Here is a 20489-nt window from a genome sequence, read left to right on the forward strand (position 1 = left end):
ACACCCGTGGGGACGCCGGCTGCCCCCACTTTATTCACCCTGGAGGCTCCCGGCCCGCAAACCTGTCGACACTGCTACAGTCCCAGGGGACGCGAATGCTGCGCCGACTCCTCCCCACATTGCTCGCCCTGGGCTTCGGACTGCTGGCCCTCGGATGGGGGCTGGTGAGCCTCCAGCGCATCTTCACCCAGGAGCGTGAGGACGCGCGCGCCCAGGTGCGCTCGCGGCGCATCGCCCTGGAGCAGCTGGCCGCCGAGTCCCTGCGCACCGCGCTCGCGCAGATGATGAAGTCCCACCTGCCGAAGCTCAACGCGGCCGTGGGCGACCCGCTGCTGCCCGCCGAGGGCTACTACCTGCTCTTCCGCGGCCACCAGTTCCTGCCGCGAGTGGACTGGCCCCGGGAGGGCGCGGACGTCCCGGCCCAGGCCAACTACACGATGCTGGCGCACGCGCTGGAGGACGGTCAGGCCCCCTCCCCCTACCAGGAGCGGCTGTCCCGGCTGCGCGCGGCGGAGGCGGCCCTGGCCTCCAGCAGCGAGGCGCGCAAGGACGCGGCGGTGGAGTCCCTGCTGCGCTACCACGCGGCGCACCCGCTGCCGCCGGATCAGGAGCTGCCCTTCACCCTGTTGATGGTGGAGTACCTGCAACGCGGCGAGGAAACGCAGCCCCTCATCCGGGCGCTGGTGCGCGAAGGCCTTCCGGAGGAGCTGGGCGGCATGTCGCGGGACGCGGGCCTGCAGCGCAACGTGCTGCGCTCCCGGGCCCAGCTCACGCAGCCGGACTTCAACTTCCTCCAGGCGCGCATCGTGGCGTTGAGCAGCACCTTGTCGGAGCCGTCCGACGCCTTCGTGGCGCGCGTGCAGGAGGCCGGCGCGGGAGCCCTGGTGCTGCCGGAGCCGCTGGACGGCCCCACGCTCCTGGCCGAGCAGTGGTACGTGGAGCCCGCGGCCGAGCAGGTGCACGGGCTGGCGGTGGACATGGGCGCGCTGCTGTCGGAGCTGACGCAGGAGCTGCGCGGACGCAACCTCATCCCCCGGGATGGCCAGGTGCGGCTGGGGCCCGGCGGCGTGGCGCGGCCCCTGAAGCACCCGGGGCTGGAGGTGGCCACGCCCGGCTGGGCCGCGGCGGAGGCGGACATCGAGGCGCGGTACGGCCTGAAGACGCTGCTCGTCGCGGCGTGCGGCGCGCTCGCGTCGGCCATCGCGGCGCTGGCGGTGGTGGCCCAGCAGCGCAAGTACCGCTTCGTGGAACTCAAGAGCGACTTCGTCTCCACCGTGTCCCACGAACTGCGCACGCCGCTCGCGTCCATCCGCCTGCTGGGGGAGACGCTGGAGCGCCGGCTGGGCAAGAGCCCGGAGGCGGGGGACTACCCCACCCGCATCGTGCGCGCCGCGGAGGGCCTGCACTTCCTGGTGGAGAACATCCTGTCCTTCAACCGCATCGACAAGGGGCGATGGGCGCTGAGGCCCGCGCGCGTGCGGCTGGAGGAGGCGGTGGGCAACCTGCGCGACGACCTGATGGACGCCGTCACCGTGCCGGTGGAACTGAGCTCGGACGTGGGGGACGTGGAGCTGGACGCGGACGCGTCGCTCGTGCGGATGCTCTTCGCCAACCTGGGCCGCAACGCCTGTCTGTACAACCTGCGAAGCCCGGTGGTCCTCACGGTGCGCGCCTATCCGCAGCCGGGCTTTGGCGCCACGGTGCTCTTCAGCGACAACGGGGTGGGCATTCCCCCGGAGGAATGGGAGCGCGTGTTCCAGGACTTCTACCGTCTGACAACGCCCGGGCCGGAGGTGCATGGAAGTGGCCTGGGGCTGGCGCTGTGCCGCAGAATCATGGGCCTGCACCAGGGCAGCATCCAGGTGGCCTCCTCCGGCCCCGAAGGCACGACCTTCGCCCTGACCTTTCCCGAGACGCGCAGATGACGACGCAGACGCCACCCTCCACCACCCGCCCGACCATCCTCATCGTCGAGGACGACGCCAACCTGCGCCTGGGCCTGCGCGACAACCTGCGCGACGAGGGCTACGACGTGACGGACGCCCCGTCCGCGAAGGACGCGGCGCCAATCTTGAAGTCGCGGGCGTTCGACCTGCTCATCCTGGACGTGATGCTGCCGGGCGAGGACGGCTACAGCTTCTGCCGCCGCCTGCGCGCGGAGGGCGTGAAGAGCATGGTGCTGATGCTCACCGCGCGCTCGCTGGAGGACGACCTGGTGCGCGGCTTCGAGGCCGGCGCGCAGGACTACCTCACCAAGCCCTACCGGCTGCGGGAGCTGCTCGCGCGCGTGCAGGCGCTGGTGCGCCGGGCGGGCACGGCGCCGCCGCAGGTGGTGACCTTTGGCGCCTTCACGCTGGACCTGGGCCGCCGCGCGGTGCTGCGGGCGGACGGCAGTGAAGTGGACCTGACGCGCACGGAGTTCGACCTGCTGGCGTTCCTGTTGCGCCACCGCGACCGCGCCCTGCCCCGAGGCGAAATCCTGGACGCGGTGTGGGGCCGCGACGTCGTGGTGGATCCGCGCACGGTGGACAACTTCGTGTCGAACCTGAAGAAGAAGCTCGGGTGGACGAGCACGTCCGGCTTCACCATCCACACGCTGCGCGGCGTGGGCTACCGCATGGAGGTCCTGAGCGGCGGCCCGTCATGACGCAACCATGACCAACACATGGAGCCCTGTCGGCCTTTCGACTGGCGGGACTTCGTACCTTGCATCTTGTGGGGACGGGACGCCTGGAGCGTCCGCCCCGAACAGGAGGCGGGTCAGATGTTTGAGTCGGTCATCGAACGGCGGGGAGTGCGCTCGGGACGGTTCGGCACGGGCGCGTGGGTGTCCATCGGCGTGCACGCGGGGCTCCTGGGCCTGGTGTTCTTCATCTCCGGCCGCGTGCCCGAGACCGTCGAGCCGCCCGAGCGGACGATCGTCTTCCATCAGCCGGCCATCCGGCAGGGCGTGAAGCACGCCGCGCAGCCGGCACCGGCCACGACCGCACCGAAGCCGAAGCCCAAGCCGCGCACGGACCGCATCCCGCTGAACCCGAAGCCGCTGCCCGCGGATCCGCCGGAGGCGAAGCCGGATCCGGAGCCGACGACCCTCGCGGATGCGGCGGCCACCACCGACGCGACGGGCACGGGCGAGACCGGCCCGGTGGGGGACCCGGACGGCGATCCGAACAGCACCAGCCCCATCGGCGCCGTGGGCGTGCCAGGGCTCCAGATCGCGCCCACGGGCACGGATGTGCTGCCCTTCCAGGGCGGGATGACGCCCCCGAAGATGCTGAGCGGTTCGCAGTTCAGCTACACGCTCGAGGCGCGGCGCGCGGGCGTGGAGGGGATGATCATCGCGAAGTGCGTCATCACCACGGAGGGCCGGGTGCGCGACTGCCGCATCATCAAGGGCCTGCCGTTCATGGATGACGCGGTGCTGGAGTCCCTCTCCTCGCGGACGTATCAGCCGCTGACGTTCCAGGGCCGTCCGGTGAACGTGTCATACACGTTCAACATCAGGCTGAAGATGCCGTAGCCGCGGGGCCGGGTGTTCGCCAGTGGAAGCGCCCGGACGCCTGTCTCCTCCTCGAGTGGGGAAAAGAATCGCGGCGGGAGTGCGGGCCCGTTAGGAGACTCCCGTCGCGCCTGGCCATGTGCGCGATACCGGCACCGGAAGGAGCGGGTCTCCCCCGGCCCGCTCCCGGTGCCGGTCCTTTTACCCGAGCAATGGCGGACACCTGGTACGACGCGGTGGTGGTGGGTGCGGGCTTCGGTGGCCTGGGCACGGCGCTGGAGTTGTGCCGCCGGGGCGCCCGGGTGGCGCTGTGCGAAGGGCTCAACTACCCGGGCGGCTGCGCAAGCACCTTCCGGCGCGGTGGCTACGCCTTCGAGTCCGGCGCCACGCTGTTCTCCGGCTTCGGTGAGCATCAGCTCTTCGGCCGGTGGATCCGCGAGCACGCGCTGGACGTGACGGTGGACTGGTTGGATCCCCTGGTGGAGCTGCGAACCCCGGGGATGCGGCTGCCCGTGCACCGGGACCGGGAGCGGCTCATCGCCGCGTTCTGCGCGCTGCCCGGAGCCCCCGTGCGGGGCGTGCGGCGGTTCTTCGAACTACAGGCCCAGGTGGCCGGTGCGCTGTGGCCGCTGTTCGATGACCCGGACCTGCTGCCACCGTTGAACCTGAAGACGCTGATGCGGCACGCGGGGCGCGCGTGGTCCTACGCGCCGCTGGCGCGGTGGCTGGGTCGTCCGCTGGGCGCGGTGCTCGCGCATCACGGGCTGGAGGGCTTCACGCCGCTGCGCACGTACCTGGACGCGCTCTGTCAGATCACCGTGCAGTGCCCCGCGGCGGAGGCGGAGGCGCCGTTCGCGTTCGCGGCGATGGACTACTACTGGCGCGGCACGGGGCACGTGCGGGGCGGCATCGGGCGGTTGGCGACGGCGCTGACGAAGGCCATCTCGGCCCAGGGCGGCGACGTGTTCATGGCGAACCGGGTGCGCTCGGTGACGCCGGTGGATGGAGGCTGGCGGGTGACGGCGCGCAGGGGTGAGCTGCTCGCCCGGCATGTGGTGGCCAACGTTCTGCCTCAAGGGCTGCGCACACTGATGGATGTTCCGGTGGGGAGGCTTCCCCGGGTGGATGCGCTCGCCGAGCGCGTGGACGACGGCTGGGGCGCGGCGATGCTCTACCTCGTCGTGCGGCCTCCCGAAGGTGACTCCGGCGGCGCGCATCACTTCGAACTGGTGCGCGACGAGCAAGCCCCCTTCATCGAAGGCAACCACCTCTTCGCCTCCGTGAGCGGGGCGGCGGACGAAGGGCGCGCACGGCCGGGGCAGCGCACGGTGACGGTGTCCACGCACGTGCCGTTGAAGAAGGTCGCGGGCATGACGCCTGAGGAGCAGGCGCCCTACTTCGCCGGGCTCCATGCGCGGATGCGCGAGAACCTGGACGCGCTGCTCCCGGAGTGGATGGCCAACGTGGTGCACGTCATGACGGCGTCGCCGCGCACGTTCCAGCGCTTCACGTTGCGCGAGGCTGGCGCGGTGGGCGGCGTTCCCCGTCGCGCGGGGTTGAACAACTACCGCGTGCTGGGACCCTTCCAGGCGCAGCGCGGCGTGTGGTTGGTGGGGGACTCCGTGTTCCCGGGCCAGAGCACCCTGGCCACCGCGGTGGGGGGCGTGCGCACCGCCGCGAGCATCGCCGCGCTGCGCTGACGCAATGTTTTACAATGCAACCCGTCATCCACGGTTCCACTGAAATCCGCGACACCCTGTTTCACGCACAGTCGCAGGCCGCATATGGTTTGCGTCCCCCTCAAGGAGGACACATGCGGTCATTCATTCTCGGTGGTTTGCTGGCGATGGCGGTGGGCTGTGGCGGTCCCATGGAGCAGGAGGCCGAGCCGAACCTTGCCTCGCAGGAAGCGCCCCTTCCGGACTGCTCCAACGAGCCGAACGCGAACCTGCACCGGTACTACAACGACGCCGCGCACACCCAGTTGATTGGTGAGTTTGGTTGCTACTGCGGCGGGCTCTACTACTGGGGCGGCCGGTCGGTCTACTCGGAGTACATCCAGGAGTGCTGAGCCGCTGACGTCATCGGTCGCGTGACAAAGACAGACGCACGTAACTAGGCCACCCCCGACACCACGGGGGCGGTTGAAGTCCGCGTCTCCGCGAGGATCCGCGCCAACTCCACGGCGGCGTCCTCCGGCCGGACGCTGGTGTCCGAGATGCCGGCGATGAGCCGGGTGCGGTCGTGGTCCACCGCTCCCGGCTTCGCCCAGGTGTCCGCGTCCGGCGCCGTGAGGTACGCGGAGAAGGCGTGGTGCCCGGAGCCAGGGCGCTCGCCAATCACATGCACCAGGGCGCGCGGACGTGGGTCCCCTTCCGCGCCGAACAGCAGCTGGCCCACCTGGTAGCCCGCGCGTACCCGGCCGTGCTTCACCACCAGCACCTCCGGCGCCACCCTCCAGCCCGTCGCCTCCAACTCCGAGCGCAGCCGCGCCAGGAACGGCGCCAGGTGGCCCTCGTCCATCAGCGAGCGCGGATCCAGCCCGTCCGAGATGACCACCTGCGCGTCATACCGGCCCGCGTGCTGGTCGCGCAGCGCACGCACCTTCGCCTCCGAGGCCTCGTCCAGAGACTCGCCGGACGGCGGGTGCAGGATGTAGTCGCGACGGTCCAGGGAGCGCGTCTTGAGCCACGCCGCGCGCGGGATGGACTCCACCGCCGCGTCGGACAGCTCCGACCACAACCCCACCTTGCCGTCGTCGTAGAGACCGCGCACCTCCCGCTCCAGCGTGGGCTCCAGCGTCCAGGGCGCCTCGCCGTGCCCCACCGCGAGCGGCACGCCCCGGGCGCGCACCTCCGCCATCTTCACTTCCGCCTCCGCCCGCAGCTCCGCCTCCGGACGCGTGTCGCCCTTGGCCCGTCGGAAGTGCACGTAGACGTGGGCCGGGTCGCCGAAGTGCTTCGTGGGCCGGCCGTCCGCGTCGATGACGCCCAGGCGATGGAAGAAGGCCCACATCCGGTCGTCCACCTTCAGGCCGTACCGCTCGCGCAGCCGCACGTGGTCCTGGAAGGACGTGGTGAGGTAGCTGAGCATCGGATCATTCCGCGTGGGCAGCGACATCATGTACGCGGGCCCTGCCTCCGCGAGCTGCTCCTGGCACCAGCCCAGGTCATCCAGCGTGACGTCCATGTGCAGCGTGGAGCACACGTCCAGGCCCAGCGTGAGGCCGTGCAGCTTGCCCATCACGATGTCTTCCAGGCAGCAACGCACCAACTGCTCGCGCGTGCGGAACACCTCCGGGCCAATGAAGCCCGCCACGTCGTTGACGTGCACCCACGGCGCCGCGTCCCGCCCCGTCCCCGCCTGCGCCAGGGCCACGCGGCGTTTGAGCGCTCGCGCGAAGCCGTACTTGCGCGACTCGTGGATGAGCATGTCCGTGCCGTGGTGGTGCCCGTTCGTCGCGTCCGCCCCCTGCCCCGTCTCGAAGTACAGGCCCCACTTGCCGGTGCGCGACGCCGCGTGCGCCACCATCTTCTCCAGCGTCACGTCGAAGGTGCGGTTGGCCGCTTCGTTTCCACCCAGGCTCTGGAACCAGATGCCCGTGGTGCCCGGCCGCATTGCCTCCACCTGCGCCTGCACGTCGATGTGCGAGAGCACGCAGTGAGGCATCACCTCTTCCAACCCGAACGTCACCAGCACGTCGTGCAGCGCGGACTCCACCGCGGCCACCGACGCGACTTCCGACGACACCGGGTTCGTCCCCAGCACCACGTCGCCCACCGCGAAGGACCACCCGTTGAGGACCTGCCAGCAGATGTCCTCCGGATGATCCGTGGGCGAGTTGGGCTGCAAGCGCGCACCCAGATAGCCCTTCGCGCCCACGCGGCTGCCCGGCAACGGATGGAAGATGCGCCCACCGACTGTCTTCAGCTCCGCGTCGTCCATCAGCTTCACGACGCACGCGATGACGTCGCTGGGCAGCCCGTCCAGGACGTCATGCACCTGGGGCTCCGGCGCGGTGAGCAGGAAGTCCTTGAGCTGGCCCAGCGTCCAGTCCGCCACGCGCTTCCAGCGCGCCGCGTCCCACGCCTCCAGGTTGAAGACATACAGCCGGTCCTCGAACGGAGGATGCGCGTGCAGGTCGTCCAGCTGCGTGCGCGACAACAGGGTCCGCGCGTTGCGCCGCGAAGCCTCGTCCGCAGCCGCGACGCCGATGGCCTCGTCGCCTTCCTTGAACGCATTCGCAGCGCCCAACACCTGCTGATACAGGCGCGCATCGAAGCCGCCGCACAGGCGCTGCACGTAGTCGATGACATCTTCGTGGGGGAGGACGTCGGGGAGACAGACGCTCATGGGGCGAGAGCTTTAACCGGCGCCCCCACCGCGCCACCATCCCCCGAAGGCCGTGTCGCCTGCGTGACGCCCGGACGCCTGCCCTCCGCGATGCTTGGTGTTGCAATCGTTAGCGCGCTGAAGCTCACCCGCCGTTCTTGCCCGGGACGCATCCCGCCGCGGGCTTCCAGGTGAGCAGCGCGTCCACCCGCGCGTCCTGGACCTTCGACACGCCCTCGGGTGCGTCGACGCGATTGACGCCGGGCCCTCGCGTGAAGTCGAGCTCCCGGACCGGAACGGGCAATGCCGGGCAGCCCTCCTGCAACGTGGCTTCGGCTTCGGTCATGAGCACGTTCGCGTGGTCCTCGCCGGGAGCCCATGAGTAGGGAAACCTGAAATCGCCAGACATGGGCTCCGCGCCCCCGGGAGGAAACCACTTCCAGCTCAAGGTCGTCTGCGCCGTGGATCCTCCGAAGACCCCACCGGCGATTCCGCCCTCGCTCCCTTCATCGGTCGCGGGCCACTCGACGCGGAGGCCCTTCGGCACCGGCACGCGCACGGCCTCCACCTGCACCCGGTCCTTCACCTCTGGCTCCAGCAACAGCATCCACACCAGTTCGCGGATCCGCTCCGGCGACACGCGCCCCACCCTCACACCGGACTGCCGTGCGGCGTCCGTTCCCGCCACGTCCACCTTGCCGTCGGACTTCAACGCCAGGTTGGAGCAACTGCTCGAGCGGTACGTGGTCCCCGTCGCCAGGTGGTAGGCGTCGAGCTGATCACAGAACGCGTAATGCCCCCGTCTGCCCCGTATCACCAGCCAGCCGTCCGTCGGCGCTCGGATGCGTCCCAGTGGAAGCACGGGCAGAACGTGCCGCGCCCCCGGGCTGAGCGCCAGGCATGCTCGCCACGTCTTGTAGCGATGGAGGGATGGCTGCTTCCGGGCTTCCTTCATGCAGTCCGGGGGAGTCTGCGCATCCTCGTCGAACGTGCCGGGGCGACGGTTCTCCGGACGGAAGGACTTCTCCGCCCGCGCGCGCCAGGCCTCGGTCTCCTCGCCGCAATCCCCCACCTTCATGGGACACAGCAGGGAAGCCAGCCGATGCTTCGGTGACGCCTCGCGCGACAGCACGTCGCGAACGTCCGGCGGAATCACAATGGTCTGCGCCCCTGGACCGCCCAGCTCCAGATGGGACGTGAAGTACGCCTTGCCCCCGTCGCGCCACCACGTCTTCAACGCGAGCGCGGGCACGGGGCCCTCCTCGTTCTGGGTCAGCGCTTCCAGCCCCTCCTCTTCGCGGGCAATCCGGAAGCAACGGTGGCCCAGCAGGGACAGGATCCCGGCCTGTGCCGCCACCACCTCGCCGTCGTCCGCGAGCGCCTCCATCCGCGCGTCGAACGCGGACAACTCCTCCCGCGCCGACTTCCAATCTGCGGAGTCCGGCGTACACGGGACGATTCGCTTCGCCTGCGAAGGCGCGGCCGCCAACAGCCAACCCAGCCCGAACGACACCATGAGGGACACGGACATGACCGCCATGGCACCCGTTCCCGGGCTCGGACGTCAAGTCGCGCGGTGGCGCACTACTCGCCGAGGAGGGCCGACCAGAAGCGCACCATCTTCAGCGCGTCCACCGCGCTGGCCTGCCGGTCCATCTCCGCGTGGGTGATGAGCGGCGTGGGCCGCAGGTGCACGCGCGTGTGCGGCTCCAGCGCGCGCGCCAGCAGCGTGGATTCAATGGCGGGGATGACGGAGTCGTCCATCCCGTGCAGCAGGTACACCGGCGCCAGGGGCGCGGGGGAACGCTCCGGCGACAGCGACGGGTCCCCGGCGAAGTCCTTCACGAAGGGCAGCAACCGGGCTCCCAGCGCGGCCACGTCACGCGTGTTCACCTGGTGCAGCAGCGTGGCGGCGGGCTCCGGCAACGTGGCCTCCATCGCGCGCGCCTCCGCGAACGCGGCCTCCGCCTGCTTCGAGTCCACGAGCGTCAGGTGCGACGCATGCATGAACTTCAGGACGCCCTCGCGCAAGGCCTCCACCTGCTCCGGCGGCACCAGCCGGTCCGCCACGTTCAGCAGGATGACCACCACGCCGTAGTCGTGCGGCTTGCGGTGCGTCCCGTCCGCCTGCACACCCGTGCACAGGAAGGACAGCACGCGTGACAGGTCGCCGTGTCCCCCGAAGGACAGCACCGCGGCCACCTTGTCGCGCAGCGCGGGCCGGCCTGCGGCGACGACGGACAGTCCTCCGGAGAAGCTGATGCCGAAGAGGTCCACCTTCCCCTCTGGCGCCAGCGATTCCTGCCCCAGCGCCCACAGCGCCGTCTCCTCGATGATGTCCGGCAGGCACGGCGTGATTTCGTAGCGCAGCAGGTCCGGGGGCTCCGGCGTGAGCACCGGATGTCCGCTCATCGCCAGGTTCTCCGCCAGGCTCACCAGCCGGGGCTCGTCGATGCCCGCGGCGTGCACGCCCGAGGTGAGCACGATGAGCCGGCCCTTGCGCCGGTCCGGACGGTAGAGCCGCGCGCGCACCCGCCCGTGGTGCGTGGGCACGCTCAGGTCCGCGACGGAAAAGGCCCGGGTGTCGTAGCTGGCCAGGGTATCGGCCGCGGTGCCGTGGAGGCCCGCCGCGCGCAGCACGAAGGACAGCCCTCGCAGCTCGGGCGGCAGCAGGAAGACGACCGCGAGCAACAGGGCCGCGAGCACGGCCCCCAGCGTCCAGCGAGTCCGGTGCTTCATTGCATCAGCGTTTCGACGAAGGTGCACAGCTGGTCGCGCTCGAAGGGCTTCTCCAGCAACTCTCTCGCGCGGCGGCCCACGAACTCGCGGGCCAGCGGGTTCACCCCGCCCGTCATCAGGCCGGTGCGCGGCGCCAGCTCCGGCGCCAGCCGCTCCAGCTCCACCAGGAAGTCCATGCCGCTCATGCCCGGCATCATCAGGTCGCAGATGATGGCGTCGAACTTCTCGCCGTGCGACAGACGCTTCAGGGCCTCGCGTGCGTCCTGGATGACGTGCACCTCGTAGAGGTTGCGCAAGAGGCGGCTCACCGCGCTGCCCACCGCGGGCTCGTCGTCGATGAGCAGCAACCGGCGCAGGTCTCGCGTCGTGCGCACCGACTGCGACGGGGGCGCCTCCGTCACGGCCGGGGTGGCCTGCGCGGATTTGAGCGCTTCGGGCGGCAACGTGAGCGCCGGCAGCTCCACGCGGAAGAGGCTGCCCTGCCCCTCTTCGCTGGCCACCTCGATGTGGCCGCCCATCGCGTGCACCAGCGTGAGGCAGATGGACAGGCCCAGGCCCGTGCCGCCCTTGGGCGAGCGCGTGGTGAAGAACGGGTCGAAGATGCGCTGGCGCACCTCCGCGGGCATCCCGTGCCCGTTGTCCTCCACCTCGATGAGCACGTGGCCCTCGCGGCCCGGACGCACGCGCAGCTTGATCAGGTTCTCCTCCGGAGCCCTATCGCCGAAGGCCTGGAGCGCGTTCGTCAGCAGGCCCGTGACGACCTGCGCCAGCCGGCCTTCGTTGCCATGCACCGCGGCCACCGGCTCCAGGTCGCACGCCATGCACGCGCGGTGCTGGAGGTCGTCGCGCATCAGCTTGACCGCGTTCTCCACCGCGCGCCGAACATCCACCGGCCCGTGCTGCTCCTCCTCCGTGCGCGAGAACGTCCGCAGGTCGCGCACGATGGAGCGCACCCGCCCCGCGCCCTCCAGCGCCTCCGCCACCACCTGCCGCAGCTCCTCCAGTTGCTCGGTCGGCACCGGAAGCACCGGCTGCGCGACGCGCTCCCAGAGGTAGGCCAGGTTGGAGGTCACGTAGGAGAGCGGGTTGTTGATTTCATGCGCGACGCCCGCGGCCAGCGTACCCACGGACGTCATCCGCTCCGCCAGGCGCCGCTGCGTCTCCTGGCGGGAGCGCTCGGTGACGTCGCGCACCAGCCCCACGAGGAAGCGCTCGCCGTTGGGCAGCATGTACGCGGCCCGCTGCGTGAGCACCTCGTGCGAGCGGCCCTTGGCGTCGGTGAAGGAGCCCTCGTCCTCCACGGTCTGCCCGGTGGTGAAGGCACGCTCGTCCTGGCGCCATGACGCCTCCGCCTCGTGCGGTGGCACCTGCGCCGAGGAGACCGTGCCCCGCAGCGCTTCAGCGGATTGATCCAGCAGGCGGCAGTAGGCGCCGTTCACCGCCACGAGCCGGTGCTCACGGTCCTTGATGAACAGCGGCTCCGGCACCGCGTCCAGCGCGCCCTGGAACATGTCGCGCGCTCGCCGGAGCGCCTGCGCGTCCCCGTCCGCGGATCTGCGCCGCAGCGCCACGAGCCTCGCGCCCCAGCGCGTGCCGGGCGGCGCCACGCACTCGTCCGCGCCCGCGGCCACCAGCGCCTCCGCCTCCTCGCCCTCGCGCTTCGTCAGCACGACCAGCCAGGTCCGCGTCGGCAGCCGCCGCGCGTGTGCCCACTGGCAGCGCGCCTTCACGGCCTCCAGCGGACCGCCGTGGTCCCAGAGAACGAGGAGTCCTTCGGGCAGCGGCTCCGGCGGGGACTCCACGCGGATCACTCGACAGGCACGCCCCTCGGCCGTGGCGCAAAGGTCGCGCTCCACGTCCTGGGCCACCGGGGCTGGAACCGCCACCAGCATTGCGTGCACCGCGTCGCTCCTCGTGCCCCGCAGGATCAATTTTCCCGCGTCGCCCGACCGCATTGCAGCCTTGACCGCGCCAACCCGTCAACGCGGGGCCGCGCGGACTGCCCGTAGCCCATTTCCGGGTCGGGTGGGACTCAGAATTGCAGTGAACCGCGCGCGATGACTTGGGGGCCTACCTTGCAGGAAGGTAGGAGCGAACAACGCTCACAGTGCTGGGGCAGCGTCTTCGCCGGGCAGGCGCCACTCATTCCGTAGTGGCACAAAGCAAAGTCGTAGCGGACGGGGTCCTCGGGATCGAGCGCCCGCAGCGATGCCGTCACCTCCTCCGCCGTACGCCAGGTGAGGTCGGTGCGCTGCGTGAGGCCCAGGTGGAGCGCCATGCGTCCGATGTGCGTGTCCAGTGGGACCAGCAGTGCTGACGCGGGCACCTGCTTCCAGATGCCGAAGTCCACCGCGTCAGGTCCGCGAACCATCCACCGCAGGTACAGGTTGAGGCGCTTCGCCGCGCCCGGCCCCAGCGGCGAGGGCAGCAGGTGATGCAGCCCCTTCTCTGGTCCCATGGCCTTGCGGAGCGCGCCCATGGGCACGTCCCGCAGCGCGGCGGTGAAGGCTGAAATCGCCCCGTGCAGCGTGCCGCTCGCCTGGAAGCCCCGCGCGAACAGGGCCTCCAGGCTGCCGTGCTCGCGCAGCGCGCGGCCCATGCCCAGCAGCAGCACCGCGAGGTCGGTGCCCACGTTGAAGCGGTACACGAAGCCCGTGAGCAGCGCCTTCGCGCCCTTCACGTCCAGCGCACGCACGAAGGCCGCGGGTGACGGCCCCATCTGCTTCAGGAGCGCGTCCACCTTCGGGCGGAAGAGGTCCGCGCGCCCGTAGGCCAGCGCCGCCGCGAGCAGCGCGCTGACCTCCACATCGCGTGGATCCGTGTAGCGGTGGGGAAACTCCACCGGGTCGAACCCGATGCGCGCCTTCTGGTCCGTTGAGGCCAGGAAGGCATCCAGGCGGGGACGCAGGAGGTCGGCCGCCTGGGTGCTCAAGCCGGTGTGCGCGACACGGCGCTTCTTCATCACGCGTCCAGTCCTAACGCGTGAGCTCGCGCACCGCGTGGCCCAGCTCCGGGAGGATGAGCGCGTCCAGTGCCAGCCGCACCGCCTGCGGCGAGCCCGGCAGCGCGAAGAGGATCATCCCCTGGTACGTGCCCGCCGTGGCGCGCGACATCATCGCGGGGCTGCCGATGCGCTGGAACGACAGCATGCGGAACAGCTCACCGAAGCCGGGCAGCTCTTTTTCGAAGAGCGCGCGCAGCGTCTCCACCGTGCAGTCGCGCCGGCCAATGCCCGTGCCTCCCGTGAAGAGCACCGCGCGGGCCCCCGCCGCCTGCGCCTGCGCGAGCGCGCCCCGGATGGCCTCCGGCTCATCCTTCACCACCGTGTGCCCGGCGACGGTGTGCCCCGCGGCGGCCAGACCCTCGCGCAGGTCCTTCCCGCTGCCGTCGTGCGCTTCGTCCCGGCTGTCCGAGCACGTCACCACGTACGCGCTGACATGTACCGGCGCGCGCGACTTGTGCTCCGCCGCCACCGGGGAGCCCTCGTGCGAGTGCCCGTGGTCGTGCGAGTGGCCGTGGTCATGACCGTGGTCGTGCGAATGACCGTGGCCGTGGTCATGCGAATGACCGTGGGGGGGGTGATGGCCATGACCGTGGTCATGGTCGTGATCGTGTCCGTCGTGTCCCATGGTGGACGCTCCTGAAGAGGGAAGGCTCAAACGTCGGGCAGGTCGACGACGAGCGTTCCGTCCTCGACCGTGAGCTGCACCGTCGGCTGGTCATCACAGACGCCGGGCGAAGTCGCGTTCTTTCCCGAGTCCATGTCGAAGCCGACCTCATGGCAGGGGCACACGACCATGTTGTCCTCGATGCGTCCGCCCGACAGCAGACATCCGGCGTGGTTGCACCAGTCATCAAGGCCCTTGTAACGGCCCTGGATCTTCGCGATGCAGACGTTGCGCTTGCCGATTTCGTAGCCCCGCATCTCCCTCTCGGCGAAGTCCGCGGGGCCCAGCTTGATCTTCGTCATTGCGTTCCTTTTCCCACAACCCGTCCGGGCCTGCACCCCCGTTCCCCCGGCATTAATTTCCCGACCGTGACTCCTGACGTGACACCCTCCATCGCCGTGCTCACCGACAAGGCGGCCGTTGCCCAGCTCCTCCGGGACATGTCCCTCCTGCTCCAGCTCCAGGGGCAGAGCGGCTTCCGCGTCCGCGCCTACGACATTGGCGCGGACCGCATCGCGAACCTGCCGCAGGACCTGGGCGCCATCGTCACCGAGGGCCGCCTGCAGGAGCTCCAGGGCATCGGCCCGGGGCTCGCCGAGAAGCTCACCGAGCTGGTGACGACCGGCCGCATGACGGCGTTCGAGGAGCTGAAGGCCCAGTTCCCCGCCGGCCTGCTGGAGCTGATGAAGCTGCCGGACGTGGGGCCGAAGAAGGTGGCGGCCCTGTGGAGCACGCTCCAGGTGGGCAGCATCGAGGACCTGGAGCTCGCCTGCCGCGACGGCCGCGTGCGCGCGCTCAAGGGCTTTGGCGCCAAGAGCGAGGCGAAGCTCCTGGACGGCATCGCCGTGTACCGGCGCGCTCGCGGCGAAAGAAAGCTGCTGGGTGACGCGCTCCCCATCGCGGAGGGCCTGCTGGAGCGGATCCGCCAGGCCCCAGGCGTGGTGCGAGCAAGCCTGGGCGGCAGCGTGCGCCGTCGCGCGGAGACGGTGTCCGACGTGGACCTCATCGCCTCCGCGAAGGAAGCAGGGCCGGTGCTGGACGCGCTCGCGAACGCGCCGGGCGTGGCCACGGTGATTGGCAAGGGCGAAAGCAAGTGCTCCGTGCGCATGGTGCAGGGCGACCTCCAGGTGGACCTGCGCGTGCTGCCGGACGAGGACTTCGCCACCGCGCTGCACCACTTCACCGGCTCCAAGGCGCACCACATCCGGCTGCGCAACCTGGGCCACGAGAAGGGCCTCAAGATTTCCGAGTGGGGCGTGCACCGCGAGGACGGCACCAAGGTCCCCGTCCCCGACGAGGCGACGCTGTACCGGCTGCTGGACATGCAGGAGGTGCCGCCGGAGCTGCGCGAGGACAACGGCGAGGTGGAGGCCGCCAGGGCCGGGAAGCTGCCGGAGGACCTGGTGACGCTGGAGGACGTGCAGGGCGCGGTGCACGCGCACAGCACCTGGTCCGACGGCCGCAACACGCTGGAGGAGATGGCGCGCGCGGCCCAGGCCCTGGGGCTCAAGTACCTCACCATCACCGAGCACAGCGAGGCGGCCATCCACGCGGGCGGCCTCAAGGTGGACGACCTCAAGCGGCAGTGGGAGGAGATCGACCGCGTGAACGCGGCGGTGCCCGGCATGCGGCTGCTCAAGGGCATCGAGGTGGACATCCTGGAGTCGGGGGCCCTGGACTACGCGGACAGCGTGCTGGAGCAGCTGGAGGTCGTCATCGCGTCCATCCACGTGCGCCACTCCATGGACGAGGACCAGATGACGCGCCGGGTGCTGGCCGCGCTGGACAACCCGCACCTGCACATCCTGGGACACCCCACTGGCCGCCTCATCCAGAGCCGCGAGCCGTACGCGCTGCGCATGGAAGAAGTGCTGGAGCGCGCCCGGGAGCGCGGCGTCGCGGTGGAGATCAACGGCAAGCCCGCGCGCCTGGACATCAAGTCCGAGTACGTGCGGCAGGCCGTGGGGCTCGGGGTGAAGCTGGTGGTGAGCTGCGACGCGCACCGTCAGGACGACCTGAAGAACCTGGCCTTCGCGGTGGCCACTGCGCGCCGGGGCTGGGCGAGGAAGAAGGACATCCTCAACACCCGGTCCGCGGAGAGCTTCCTCGCCGCCCTGCGGGAGCGCTGATAGGCTTCCGGGCGCGAAGATGTTCCGCCCGGTCCTCCCCGTCCTCCTCTGTCTCCTCCTGGCCCTGCCCTCGCGGGCCAGCGCGGAGGCCCGTCCGTCGCGCGCCGACCTCCAGCGCGTGCTGGAGCTGCACGCCCGCTCGTCCGTGCGCGTGCGCGGTCCCCTGAACGCGGGCCCCGGCATCATCGTGGGCGCCGACGGCCAGGTGCTCACCGCCGTGTCGCACGTGGGCCCCGACTCCGCCCAGGTGATGCTCGCGGGCAACGCGCTGACGGCGCGCGTGGTGCTCTCCAGCGCGGCGCTCCAGGTCGCGGTGGTGGCGGGTCCCCAGGGCACGTGGCCCGCGGCGCCGGTGCGGCTGGTGCCGGACGGGCTCGCGGGCCGCTGGGTGGTGGGGGTCATGCCCGCGCGCAAGAAGGGCCAGCGGGACACGCCCAAGGCCGCGGTGGCGAAGGTCGCCCCCGCGCCGTTCTTCGACGTGGACCTGACGCTCGCGCCCGGCAGCCCGCTGTACGACGGGGACGGGCGGCTGGTGGGCCTCGTCGTCGAGCGCCGGGGCCGTGGTGCCCGCGCCCTGCCCCTGTCCGCGGTGAAGGCGGAGCTCGCCTCGGCGGACGCGCCATGAGCCGGCCTTCGGGTCCACCGTTCAAGGTGAGCGCGGTGCAGGAGGCGATGGGCCTCTGGGCGCTGGGCTTCCTGGGCATCATCGCGGCGTTCCTCATCGCCGGAGGCACCAGCGTGCCCAAGCTGGTGGCCACGGTGGGCTTCCTCTACCTGCCGCTCATCCCCATGCGCTGGCGCGACGAGGACTACCGCGACTACGGCCTCACCCTGCGCGCGTGGAAGCAGGACGTGCGGCTGTTCCTGGTGATGTGCGCCATCGTGGGGCCGCTGTTCTTCGCGGGCTTCGCCGCCTTCGTGCAGGTGGTGCCGCACCTGCCGCCCGAGCTCGCGCGCCACCTGACGCCCATCATCGGCGAAGGCCACTTCCAGCCGCGCCTGCCCCCGCGCTTCGGCGAGTGGGTGATTGATCAGCTCTTCGTCGTGGCCCTGCCGGAGGAGTTCTTCTACCGGGGCTACATCCAGGCCCGCCTGCGCGACGCCTGGCCCCAGGGGCGCGTGGTCCTGGGCGCTCGGCTGGGGCGCGCCTTCTGGGTGACGGCGCTCCTCTTCGCGCTGGGCCACCTGGCCATCTTCCAGACGTGGCGGCTGGCGGTGTTCTTCCCCGCCCTCCTCTTCGGATGGATGCGCGAGCGCACCGGCACCCTCGTCGGCTGCTCCCTCTTCCACGCCGCCTGCAACCTCTACGTGCGCTTCCTGGAGGTCTCCTTCTTCGGCGGTCCGTAGCGGCCTTCCTCAGCCCGGCGGCAGGTGCTGGACCTGGAGGTCCGCGCCCACCGTCAGCGTCGTGCCCTGCGGCAGCTCCACCCAGCCCTGCGTGCGCGTCACGTGGCTGGCCACCACCACCGTGCGGCGGCGGCGGTGCGCGCCCACCTCCGGATGCGTCTCCGGCGTCGTGGGTGTCACGCCGCAGTGGGCGCACTCCGCGCTGCCCTCCAGGCGCGTGTAGTACAGCGGCGCCTCGCCTCGGCGGGTGGCGGCCAGCACGGCGCCATTGGTGGCAACCATGTTGAGCGGGGGCATGCGCCGCTGCCCGGCCTGCACGAACGCGGCCTCCACCTCGCGCACCGTGTCGCGCAGCACGCGGCCGGCGACGGCTGGCTCCAGGCGCGGATCATCCGTGCGCCCCAGCCCACGCAGGTGCGTGAGGAAGAGGACGAAGAGGACCTCGCTGTCGGTGGGGCCGCGAACCAGCCGCTGGAGGTGCTCCGGCACGCGAGACAGCAGCAAGGCACGCAGGGGCTCGAAGTCTGGCACTGGGCCCTGGTGGGCGAACAACCAGTGGCGGGCCCGGAAGGGCTGGGTGTTGTCCTCGGGCGACAGGCCCAGCGGCAGCCGGTTCGAGTGGAAGAGCACAGCCTCCGATTCGTGTGGAGGCCCCAGGTCGTCCAGCGTGAGGTCCCGGTCCGGCGCCAGGCGGCGCAGCAGGACCTCCTCCTGGGCATAGGAGCCCACCCCCAGGGCATTGGCGCGCGCTTCCGGGCGGAGGACGACCTGCCCGGCCAGCCGGTGCAGCTCACACCGGAGGAGGTTGGGGTCCGACGACAGGGCGGCGAGGATGGCGGACATGGTGACTTCCCCCCTTCACCCCTAGAAATAAGGTCCATGGGACCCCGGTTCAGCGCCGCGAACCCGCTCCCCTGCTCTGGCGCTAAGCCCTTGAAATGGCTGGCATTTGATCAGGCATTGAATTGACACCCCAGTGCGTGGAGCCTAACCTCCGTGCGCTTCCCGACAGCCCTCTCCCAGAGGAATTGGGGTGCAGGTCTTCACCGGAGACGGAATGGCGGACGACATCGCAATCGGCATCGACCTGGGCACGTCGTACTCATGCGTGTCGGTCGTCCATGAAGGCCAGCCCACGGTCATCCCCAACGAGTGGGGCGAGACGACGCATGCCTCGTGCGTGTCCTTCCTGGAGGAAGGGTCCGTGCTGGTAGGCAACGCGGCGAAGAAGAACATCATCACCAGCCCCGAGAACACGGTGTACTCGGCCAAGCGCCTCATCGGCCGGTACTACTTCTCCGACGAGGTGAAGAAGGCGCAGGCGGTGATGCCCTACCGCATCGTCGAGGGCGACAACAACTCGGTGCGCATCGGCGTGCGGGAGCGCAGCTATTCGCTGCCGGAGATCTCCGCGCTGGTGCTCAAGGAGATGAAGGCCGTCGCGGAGACGTACCTGGGCCGCGAGGTGCACAAGGCGGTCATCACCGTCCCCGCGTACTTCAACGACAACCAGCGCCAGGCGACGAAGGACGCGGGCCGCATCGCGGGGCTGGAAGTCCTGCGCATCCTCAACGAGCCCACGGCGGCGGCGCTGGCGTATGGCTTTGGCCGGGACGTCAACCAGCGCGTCGTCGTCTACGACCTGGGCGGCGGCACGTTCGACGTGTCCATCCTGGAGATTGGCAAGGACGTCTTCGAGGTGCTGGCCACGGCCGGTGACACGTACCTGGGCGGCGACGACTTCGACGACCGCATCATGACGTGGATGGCGGACGACTTCCTCAACCGCACGCGCCTGGACCTGCGGCAGAACAAGTACTGCCTGCAGATGCTGAAGGACGCGGCGGAGAAGGCGAAGATCGACGTGGGCCAGTTCGGCACCGCGGACATCCTCTGCTCGGGCATCTGCCAGGACGCCAACGGCAACGTGATGGACCTGCGCAACACGCTCAACCAGGACCAGTTCAACCGGATGGTGATGGACCTGGTGCAGCGCACGTTCAAGGTCTGCGATGAAGCGCTGCAGAGCGCGCGGTTGACGGCGGCGGACATCGACGCGGTCATCCTGGTGGGCGGGCCCACGCGGCTGCCCATCATCCGCAACTCGGTGAAGCACTACTTCCAGCGGGAGCCGATGGAGGGCATCAACCCGGATCAGGTCGTGGCCATGGGCGCCGCGCTCCAGTCGCATGCGCTGCTGGACAGCAAGACGGAGACGTTCCTGGTGGACGTCACGCCGCTGACGCTGCGGATTGGAACCGTGGGTGGGTACACGGAGAAGATCATCGACAAGAACACGCCGGTGCCCATCGACCGGTCGAAGACCTTCACCACCAGCCGCGACGGGCAGGAGAAGGTGAAGATCCGCGTGTACCAGGGTGAGTCCAACCGCGCCGAGGAGTGCGAGATGCTGGGCGAGTTCGAGTTCTCGGGCTTCCGCATCGGGTATCGCGGCGAGGTGAAGATCGAAGTGACGTTCGAGATCAACACGGACGGTCTGGTGAACGTGTCCGCGTGTGACGTGGAGACGGGCCAGAAGACGTCCACGACGATCACGCTGTCGTCCGGCATGACGGAGGCGGACATCCAGCAGTCGATCCAGTCGAACCGCAACACGCGGCTCGCCGGCCACAACAGCAGCGACATGCCCGCCGTGGCCAACTAGGCACCGCCGATGTCCGAGCCTTCCGATCCGAACTCAGGCGCGCCGCCAGGGCCCGCCGCCCCCCCGGCACCCGCGCGTCCAGCGACGCCCGCCCTGCCCCGGGTGACGGC

At 70.4% G+C, this 20489-nt stretch carries 17 protein-coding genes; 9 read left to right on the top strand and 8 right to left on the bottom strand.

All coding sequences use genetic code 11. The features are described from left to right. The first annotated feature begins 95 nt into the window (after window positions 1–95). The 5 genes from D7Y15_RS03065 to D7Y15_RS03085 all read left to right on the top strand — a co-directional run bounded on the left by D7Y15_RS03065 (window position 96) and on the right by D7Y15_RS03085 (window position 5570). Window positions 96–1925, top strand: a complete 1830-nt coding sequence (locus D7Y15_RS03065) for a HAMP domain-containing sensor histidine kinase (protein ID WP_121751648.1) — start codon at window positions 96–98, stop codon at window positions 1923–1925. Beyond that, on the top strand, window positions 1922–2647 hold the full coding sequence (locus D7Y15_RS03070) for a response regulator transcription factor (RefSeq protein ID WP_121751649.1): 726 nt from the start codon (window positions 1922–1924) through the stop codon (window positions 2645–2647). Before D7Y15_RS03065 ends, D7Y15_RS03070 begins: the two co-directional genes overlap by 4 nt. A gap of 117 nt (window positions 2648–2764) precedes the next feature. Continuing rightward, complete coding sequence (locus D7Y15_RS03075; protein ID WP_121751650.1) at window positions 2765–3520, top strand: energy transducer TonB; 756 nt, start codon at window positions 2765–2767, stop codon at window positions 3518–3520. A 191-nt stretch (window positions 3521–3711) separates the two neighbouring features. Continuing rightward, the gene (locus D7Y15_RS03080) at window positions 3712–5199 is read left to right on the top strand and encodes an NAD(P)/FAD-dependent oxidoreductase (protein ID WP_121751651.1); all 1488 of its coding nucleotides are present in this window, start codon (window positions 3712–3714) and stop codon (window positions 5197–5199) included. Window positions 5200–5312: 113 nt separating this feature from the next. After that, on the top strand, window positions 5313–5570 hold the full coding sequence (locus D7Y15_RS03085) for a hypothetical protein (RefSeq protein ID WP_126935571.1): 258 nt from the start codon (window positions 5313–5315) through the stop codon (window positions 5568–5570). A 44-nt stretch (window positions 5571–5614) separates the two neighbouring features. Here the strand turns inward: D7Y15_RS03085 and eutB are convergent, their stop codons facing one another. From eutB to D7Y15_RS03120, 7 genes are all read right to left on the bottom strand, one after another. Continuing rightward, window positions 5615–7852, bottom strand: coding sequence for an ethanolamine ammonia-lyase subunit EutB (gene eutB / locus D7Y15_RS03090; RefSeq protein ID WP_121751653.1), 2238 nt, complete (start codon window positions 7850–7852; stop codon window positions 5615–5617). A 124-nt stretch (window positions 7853–7976) separates the two neighbouring features. Next, window positions 7977–9371 carry a hypothetical protein gene (locus D7Y15_RS03095; protein WP_121751654.1) on the bottom strand — a complete coding sequence of 465 codons (1395 nt, stop codon included), beginning with the start codon at window positions 9369–9371 and terminating at the stop codon, window positions 7977–7979. Between the two features lie 44 nt (window positions 9372–9415). Further along, entirely contained in the window at window positions 9416–10570 is a 1155-nt protein-coding gene (locus D7Y15_RS03100) for a dienelactone hydrolase family protein (protein ID WP_120579314.1), read from the bottom strand. Then, window positions 10567–12525 carry a hybrid sensor histidine kinase/response regulator gene (locus D7Y15_RS03105; protein ID WP_120579315.1) on the bottom strand — a complete coding sequence of 653 codons (1959 nt, stop codon included), beginning with the start codon at window positions 12523–12525 and terminating at the stop codon, window positions 10567–10569. The genes D7Y15_RS03100 and D7Y15_RS03105 overlap by 4 nt, the downstream gene beginning before the upstream one ends. A gap of 77 nt (window positions 12526–12602) precedes the next feature. Further along, the gene (locus D7Y15_RS03110; protein WP_169820116.1) at window positions 12603–13532 is read right to left on the bottom strand and encodes a TIGR02757 family protein; all 930 of its coding nucleotides are present in this window, start codon (window positions 13530–13532) and stop codon (window positions 12603–12605) included. 13 nt (window positions 13533–13545) lie between these two features. Further along, a complete protein-coding gene (locus D7Y15_RS03115) occupies window positions 13546–14043 on the bottom strand; it encodes a molybdenum cofactor biosynthesis protein B (RefSeq protein ID WP_172809273.1) in 498 nt (165 codons plus the stop codon). Between the two features lie 182 nt (window positions 14044–14225). Further along, entirely contained in the window at window positions 14226–14540 is a 315-nt protein-coding gene (locus tag D7Y15_RS03120) for a Rieske 2Fe-2S domain-containing protein (RefSeq protein WP_120579317.1), read from the bottom strand. A gap of 78 nt (window positions 14541–14618) precedes the next feature. Between D7Y15_RS03120 and polX the strand changes: the two genes are divergently transcribed. From polX to mrtX, 3 genes are read left to right on the top strand one after another with little or no spacing between them, the layout of a single operon-like run. After that, window positions 14619–16367, top strand: a complete 1749-nt coding sequence (polX, locus tag D7Y15_RS03125) for a DNA polymerase/3'-5' exonuclease PolX (RefSeq protein ID WP_172814057.1) — start codon at window positions 14619–14621, stop codon at window positions 16365–16367. Between the two features lie 19 nt (window positions 16368–16386). After that, window positions 16387–16992 carry a serine protease gene (locus tag D7Y15_RS03130; RefSeq protein WP_121751656.1) on the top strand — a complete coding sequence of 202 codons (606 nt, stop codon included), beginning with the start codon at window positions 16387–16389 and terminating at the stop codon, window positions 16990–16992. Then, complete coding sequence (gene mrtX, locus D7Y15_RS03135; RefSeq protein ID WP_121751657.1) at window positions 16989–17714, top strand: myxosortase MrtX; 726 nt, start codon at window positions 16989–16991, stop codon at window positions 17712–17714. The genes D7Y15_RS03130 and mrtX overlap by 4 nt, the downstream gene beginning before the upstream one ends. Window positions 17715–17723: 9 nt before the next feature. On the opposite strand, the gene D7Y15_RS03140 is transcribed toward mrtX, so the two are convergent. Continuing rightward, window positions 17724–18557 (bottom strand): class II glutamine amidotransferase, encoded by an 834-nt coding sequence (locus D7Y15_RS03140; RefSeq protein WP_121751658.1) that lies wholly within the window; start codon window positions 18555–18557, stop codon window positions 17724–17726. Window positions 18558–18771: 214 nt separating this feature from the next. Here D7Y15_RS03140 and dnaK point away from each other — a divergent pair, with 214 nt between their 5' ends. Beyond that, complete coding sequence (gene dnaK, locus D7Y15_RS03145; protein WP_120579323.1) at window positions 18772–20379, top strand: molecular chaperone DnaK; 1608 nt, start codon at window positions 18772–18774, stop codon at window positions 20377–20379. Window positions 20380–20489 lie beyond the last annotated feature (110 nt).

It is taken from the genome of Corallococcus sp. AB030, from assembly GCF_003668965.1.
Classification (GTDB): Bacteria; Myxococcota; Myxococcia; order Myxococcales; family Myxococcaceae; genus Corallococcus; species Corallococcus exiguus.

Bases quoted from the DNA above. Each gene is read 5' to 3' on its own strand.
- mrtX (WP_121751657.1), top strand. From the start codon at position 16,989: ATGAGCCGGCCTTCGGGTCCACCGTTCAAGGTGAGCGCGGTGCAGGAG.
- D7Y15_RS03075 (WP_121751650.1), top strand. From the start codon at position 2,765: ATGTTTGAGTCGGTCATCGAACGGCGGGGAGTGCGCTCGGGACGGTTC.
- D7Y15_RS03130 (WP_121751656.1), top strand. From the start codon at position 16,387: ATGTTCCGCCCGGTCCTCCCCGTCCTCCTCTGTCTCCTCCTGGCCCTG.
- D7Y15_RS03100 (WP_120579314.1), bottom strand. From the start codon at position 10,570: ATGAAGCACCGGACTCGCTGGACGCTGGGGGCCGTGCTCGCGGCCCTG.
- D7Y15_RS03095 (WP_121751654.1), bottom strand. From the start codon at position 9,371: ATGGCGGTCATGTCCGTGTCCCTCATGGTGTCGTTCGGGCTGGGTTGG.
- D7Y15_RS03110 (WP_169820116.1), bottom strand. From the start codon at position 13,532: ATGAAGAAGCGCCGTGTCGCGCACACCGGCTTGAGCACCCAGGCGGCC.
- D7Y15_RS03085 (WP_126935571.1), top strand. From the start codon at position 5,313: ATGCGGTCATTCATTCTCGGTGGTTTGCTGGCGATGGCGGTGGGCTGT.
- D7Y15_RS03120 (WP_120579317.1), bottom strand. From the start codon at position 14,540: ATGACGAAGATCAAGCTGGGCCCCGCGGACTTCGCCGAGAGGGAGATG.
- D7Y15_RS03070 (WP_121751649.1), top strand. From the start codon at position 1,922: ATGACGACGCAGACGCCACCCTCCACCACCCGCCCGACCATCCTCATC.
- eutB (WP_121751653.1), bottom strand. From the start codon at position 7,852: ATGAGCGTCTGTCTCCCCGACGTCCTCCCCCACGAAGATGTCATCGAC.
- dnaK (WP_120579323.1), top strand. From the start codon at position 18,772: ATGGCGGACGACATCGCAATCGGCATCGACCTGGGCACGTCGTACTCA.
- D7Y15_RS03080 (WP_121751651.1), top strand. From the start codon at position 3,712: ATGGCGGACACCTGGTACGACGCGGTGGTGGTGGGTGCGGGCTTCGGT.
- D7Y15_RS03065 (WP_121751648.1), top strand. From the start codon at position 96: ATGCTGCGCCGACTCCTCCCCACATTGCTCGCCCTGGGCTTCGGACTG.
- D7Y15_RS03105 (WP_120579315.1), bottom strand. From the start codon at position 12,525: ATGCGGTCGGGCGACGCGGGAAAATTGATCCTGCGGGGCACGAGGAGC.
- D7Y15_RS03140 (WP_121751658.1), bottom strand. From the start codon at position 18,557: ATGTCCGCCATCCTCGCCGCCCTGTCGTCGGACCCCAACCTCCTCCGG.